The organism is Muricoccus nepalensis, from assembly GCF_006438825.1.
Lineage (GTDB): Bacteria > Pseudomonadota > Alphaproteobacteria > Acetobacterales > Acetobacteraceae > Roseomonas > Roseomonas nepalensis.
On record NZ_RCZP01000092.1, the window covers coordinates 1 to 5,746 of the forward strand.

Here is a 5,746-nt window from a genome sequence, read left to right on the forward strand (position 1 = left end):
CCTTGAACGGCTTGCCCTCGGCGTCGAGGATGGGGTTGTAGGTCGCCTGGATCCAAACCTTGCGGCCACCCTTGCCCAGCCGGAGGTACTCGCCGCCCGTGAACTCACCGCGCCCGAGCCTCGCCCAGAACTCCCGGTACTCGGCCGAGCGGGCAAGGTCGTCGTCGCAGAACAGACTGTGGTGCCGGCCGACGACCTCGTCCGCGGTGTAGCCCATGGCGGTGAGGAAGTTGCGGTTGGCGCTCAGCACGTTGCCGGCCAAGTCGAACTCGATCACCGCCTGCGAGCGGTCGATGGCCGCCACCTTGCCCTCGAACTCAGCGTTGGCAAGCTTGGCCGCCGTGACGTCGGTGGCGAACTTGACCACCTTGAACGGCTTGCCCTCGGCGTCGAGGATGGGGTTGTAGGTCGCCTGGATCCAAACCTTGCGGCCACCCTTGCCCAGCCGGAGGTACTCGCCGCCCGTGAACTCACCGCGCCCGAGCCTCGCCCAGAACTCCCGGTACTCGGCCGAGCGGGCAAGGTCGTCGTCGCAGAACAGACTGTGGTGCCGGCCGACGACCTCGTCCGCGGTGTAGCCCATGGCGGTGAGGAAGTTGCGGTTGGCGCTCAGCACGTTGCCGGCCAAGTCGAACTCGATCANCCTTGAACGGCTTGCCCTCGGCGTCGAGGATGGGGTTGTAGGTCGCCTGGATCCAAACCTTGCGGCCACCCTTGCCCAGCCGGAGGTACTCGCCGCCCGTGAACTCACCGCGCCCGAGCCTCGCCCAGAACTCCCGGTACTCGGCCGAGCGGGCAAGGTCGTCGTCGCAGAACAGACTGTGGTGCCGGCCGACGACCTCGTCCGCGGTGTAGCCCATGGCGGTGAGGAAGTTGCGGTTGGCGCTCAGCACGTTGCCGGCCAAGTCGAACTCGATCACCGCCTGCGAGCGGTCGATGGCGGACCAGAACGCCCGCAAGCTGATCTCATCCCCGGCAGTTCCGACGGGCAAGCGCGTATCCAACATCAAGCGTCTCCAAAACCGATACTCGCGCGCAATGTCGTGGACAATGGTTGCGAAAATAGTAACGGTGTCGCAGCGATGTGCGTTGGCTTATGCGGCCGCCTCGAGCAAACCTGCCGCTTGTGAGGTGCTTGCGGTAGCTGTCGGGATCGGGCTCCCAGCCAGAGCTAAGATGGCAGTCCAACCCGGAATAAGACAGTGATGGGACGGACGCTTCCAGGCTCCTATGAGGCCACGTCCCGTTCGGCCACCGGTGTCGCCTGGGCGACCGTCTCCGCTCCCTCACCAACTATCCTTGGATCAAAAGGTCACTTCATAAGCTTGGCGGTATAAGGAGACCTGTGCGCGGGTGGTCTTTGGCACAACGTGTGGTGCCCAAGCGTCAGCGCCGAACGCTAAATCCTGCGGTTTTCCAGATCCGCGCACAGGTCTCATTAGTTGCAGGAAGTCTCGAAGGTTGGTTGGGGGGTGGCGCCTCAACGGCGCGCCAGCCCCAGCGGGGACGGACAGCTTGTCGCAAGCGTGACGCAGCCCTCAGTGGAGCGCGTCAGGCGGTTTCGTAGTCGTTGTGCACGGCTTGACATCGAGGCGGTCCGGCCTCTACCGCGAGCATGGCAATCACCGCCGCGCCCATCGTTCTGAACGTCCCGAGAAGGTTGCCCCAATCATCGAGAACCATAACGTCGGGGGCTGGCTCGAAGACCTCTCGGCGTCGTCCCTCCTCCAGTTCCTCGACTTGGCGCCTCAGAGCCGCGAATTCCTCTCCGCTGGCGAGGAACGGCGAAACCGCTCCTTAAGAAAAAACTGCGACAAGCGTTACGTATCGTTGGAGTTGTCCTTCACGTGTCTGACAACATTCAGGCGTCTTCGTTAACGCGACTGATGCGTTCAAGGCCGGGCATCGTCGTCCAGCTTCTCGGCTACGCGCTCTTGTCAGTGCTGATTGCCATTACCGGCGTCGTGGGCTGGACGTTGTGGAACGTGCGGGGGGCGCAGTTCGAGTCGGCGCAAGCCGCTCTCACAACGAACTTTGCGATCCTGGAAGATGCCTTGCGCCCCGTAGGCAAGGAGTGGCGGCTGCGTGACGGCAAGCTCACCCTGAATGGCCACTCCATCGAGGGACGTGAGGACATCGTCGACAAGGTCCGGCAGCTAGCCGGCGGCAATGCTACCATCTTCGCGGATGACACGCGCGTCCTCACCAACGTCATGGCAGCGAACGGCACTCGCGCCACCGGCACTAAGCTCGCAGCAGGCCCCGTGCGTGACGCGGTGATCGGGCGCGGCGAGACCTACCGCGGCGAGGCCGTCATCCTCGGCGTGCCGCACCTCACGATCTATCAGCCTCTCCGCGACCCTGAAGGGCAGCGTGTGGGCATTGTCTACGTCGGAGTTCCCCTCACAGGGGTAGAGGCTACGGTGAGCCGGATCCTACACGGCAGCCTTCTCGGCGGGGCCGTCCTGCTCCTCGTCGTCGGCAGCCTGTTGCTGCTGGTAATGCGCCGGGCTCTTCGCCCACTGGGTGACCTTGCCAGAGCTGTTCGAGGCATCGCCGCCGGTGACCTTGACCAGCCCGCTCCTTGTGCTGACCGCACCGACCAGCTCGGCCAGATCGGACGCGCCATCGAGGTGCTCCGGGACGGGGCTCTGCGGGCGCGCCAGGCCGAGAACGAGGCCGCCGCCGAGCGCGCGGCAAAGGACCGCCGCGGTGAGGCCATGGAGCGGCTCACCACCGACTTCGGGACCACCGTCTCTGGCGTCCTCGTCAAGCTGACCGGTTCGGCCGATGGCATGCGCTCCGCCGCCGCCGGCATGGCCGAGGCCGCGGAGAAGACCAAGGTTGAGATGGAAAGCACCGTCTCCGACGCGAATGCCTCCTCGCAGAGCCTCGCGACCGTGGCCGCGGCTACGGAGCAGCTGACCGCCAGCGTCGGCGAGATCTCCCGTCAGGTGGGGCAGGCCGCAACTGCCGCCCAGGACGCCGTGGCCAGAGCCAGGAGCACCGACACGACGGTTGCCGGCCTGAGCGACGCGGCGGGCCAGATCACCGAGGTGGTGCGGCTGATCTCGGACATCGCCGGGCAGACCAACCTGCTGGCGCTGAACGCGACCATCGAGGCGGCCCGCGCCGGGGACGCCGGCAAGGGCTTCGCGGTGGTGGCCGCCGAGGTCAAGCAACTCGCCAGCCAGACGGCGCAGGCAACCAGCCGCATCGGCGCCCAGGTGGGCGCCATCCAGGCCGCGACGGGTGAAGCGGTGGAGGCGGTCCGGGGCGTGGCCGCGGCCATTGACCAGGTCAGCGAGATCGCGAGCGCCATCGCCGCCTCGGTCGAGCAGCAGGGCGCGGCCACAAGGGAGATTGCGGTCCAGGTGCAGGCTGTGTCCAAGGTGACGGACAGCGCCACCCATGCCATGCGCGACGTGTGCGCGACGGCCGAGCAGTCCGGCGCGATCAGCGGCACGGTCCTTCAGGCAGCCGACCAGGTGGCCGGGCAGTCCGACGGGCTGCGCCAGGACGTGGATCACTTCCTCAACGCCATGCGCGCTGTCCAGAGTGGCGATGAGCGCGGCAAGTACGAGCGCATCCCCGGTGCTGGCGCACCAACAAGGCTTAAGTGCGCGACCTACGGCACCGGCTCGGCGACCCTGCGGGACATCTCGCTCGGCGGTGCGTCGCTCGCCTGCGAGTGGCCCTGCGATGTTGGGGCTGAGGTCTTGGTCGGCCTGCCCGGGGAGAGCGACTTCGCTTGGGCGCGCATTGTCAGCTCACGAGAGGGAGTGCTGGACGTCGCTTTCCGGCAGGACGCGCCAACCCAGGCCCTCGTCACCCGCGCCATGGATGGCCTGAAGAGCCGCTCCAACAAGGCTGCCTAAGGCGGCATCCCTTCCCCACCCGCGAACCCTCGTCCGCCTTCTTGGTCGGACGAGGAACAGCCATGCAGCTACCAACTGCCCGTCAATAACGTTATTGCCCTTGCCTGCCACCGAGCCTCAGATCAACGAGAGGGGAGCAGTCGCGTGGATCCAATCGCCCAAGGTGTGCAAAGCCCTACGCTGTCAGGACGCGAACTCGCCTCGACTATGAACGGCGGAACGCCCGGAGACGATCGCGTGCCTTCTCCTGCGGTGTTCAAGGGAGGGTGTGGCGATTGCTCGAGCGGACTGGCCGCGCCCTTTCCCTTCTCCATGGCTTTCCAGCCCATCGTCGACGTCGTTGCTGGCCGCGTGCACGCCTACGAGGCCCTGGTGCGTGGCCCTGCCGGCGAGCCGGCGCTTACTGTGCTGGCGCAGGTCACCCACGCGAACCGCTATGCGTTCGATCAGTCCTGCCGGGTCAGAGCAATTGAGCTGGCGTCCCGCTTGGGCATGGTGGAGAGCGGCGCCACCCTGTCCATCAACTTCATCCCCGGCGCGATGTATCGTCCCGAGAACTGCGTGCGGGCCACCCTGGCGGCGGCGCGCCGGCACCGCTTTCCCCTGGATCGACTGCAGTTCGAGGTTACCGAGGGCGAGAAGGTGGACGACCCCGATCACCTGACCGCCATCTTCCGCGAGTACCGGGCGCGCGGCTTTCGCGTGGCCATCGACGACTTCGGCGCGGGCTACGCGGGTCTCGGCCTGCTCGCCCGCTTTCAGCCGGACGTGGTCAAGCTCGACATGGAGCTGATCCGCGGCTTGAACGATGACCGCGTCCGGCGCTCCATCGTGGGCGCCGTGCTGTCGGTCTGCGCCGAACTCAACATCGCCGCGGTGGCGGAAGGCGTGGAAACCCGCGCTGAGCTGGATGCCCTGCGCGATCTCGGCGTACGCCTCGTGCAGGGGTACCTGTTCGCCCGTCCTGCCTTCGAGGAGCTGCCACCCATCTCCGCCCTCGCCTGAGTGGTGGGGCGGTGGAATGCGGGTGCCCTACAGCGTCTCTTCGAGAGGCGAGCACGCCTGAGCGGCGACGTCGGCGAGGCGTTTGAGGCGCAGCGCGGTGAGGCCAGAGCCCGGCAGGGCAGCGGCGAGTTGTCTGAGTACCGGCAGGTGCGAGAGGGCGCTGTCCGCCAGCCCTTGCCCGAGTAGATCCATTCCCGAGGTGCCCGCCGCCGTCCAGGCCAGTCGCCGCAGCAGCGAGAGCGTCACCACCGCACCCGGCCGCATGCCATGGATCGCCGCCACCTGCCGCAGCAAGGAAAGGCCACGCAGCCCCGCCAGCACCCCGTCCAGCGCTGGTGAGGAGCTGATTGCCACGACGATTCCACCCTCGAGCGCGGCCTGGCCCCCTGCCCGCTGGGTGGCGCTCTGCAGCGGTCCGGCCAGGTGCCGCCGCAGTGCCGCCCGCAGTAGCGGCACATCCGCTGCCGTGCCTGCCGCCTCTCGCGCGGCGGCGAGCCCAGGCAACTCGTTGAGGGAGSCCAGCCAATCGAGCGCCAGGGCACGCGCGGGCAGAACGGGTCCGYTRTCCTCCGCCAGCAGGGCACGGAGCGCGTCGACCCGCCGCAGCTGCCGGAAGGCGCGTCCCTCTCGCCAGGTTCCCCAGAGCACCGCCAGCAGCCCGRTGCTGAACACGAGCACCGTGGCCCAACCCAGCGTGACCGAACGGGCGAACTGATCGCCGACGAAGCCCAGGGCTGACAGCACCAGCCACCCCAGCAGCAGCAAGACCAAGCCCATCGCTATCGGGTGCAGCGAGGCCGTGGGCGCCGGCCGGGGCTGCAGCAGGTCAGGGGTCCACTGGTGGTCGACGCGCCCGCCCGGCA

General features: G+C 67.5%; 5 protein-coding genes. 2 read left to right on the plus strand and 3 right to left on the minus strand.

Annotated elements, in window-relative coordinates; genetic code table 11:
• On the minus strand, window positions 1–583 hold a 583-nt coding region (locus tag EAH89_RS30250), incomplete at its 3' end, for a PAS domain-containing protein (protein WP_140887809.1).
• Window positions 471–1,007 carry a PAS domain-containing protein gene (locus EAH89_RS33800; RefSeq protein ID WP_140887811.1) on the minus strand — a complete coding sequence of 179 codons (537 nt, stop codon included), beginning with the start codon at window positions 1,005–1,007 and terminating at the stop codon, window positions 471–473. The genes EAH89_RS30250 and EAH89_RS33800, both read right to left, overlap by 113 nt.
• Window positions 1,008–1,847: 840 nt before the next feature.
• Between EAH89_RS33800 and EAH89_RS30260 the strand changes: the two genes are divergently transcribed.
• Window positions 1,848–3,878, plus strand: coding sequence for a methyl-accepting chemotaxis protein (locus EAH89_RS30260; RefSeq protein WP_140887814.1), 2,031 nt, complete (start codon window positions 1,848–1,850; stop codon window positions 3,876–3,878).
• 144 nt (window positions 3,879–4,022) lie between these two features.
• Entirely contained in the window at window positions 4,023–4,883 is an 861-nt protein-coding gene (locus EAH89_RS30265; protein WP_338325565.1) for an EAL domain-containing protein, read from the plus strand.
• 27 nt (window positions 4,884–4,910) lie between these two features.
• On the opposite strand, the gene EAH89_RS30270 is transcribed toward EAH89_RS30265, so the two are convergent.
• The coding region (locus EAH89_RS30270; protein WP_140887816.1) for a DUF697 domain-containing protein at window positions 4,911–5,746 on the minus strand (836 nt) is incomplete at its 5' end.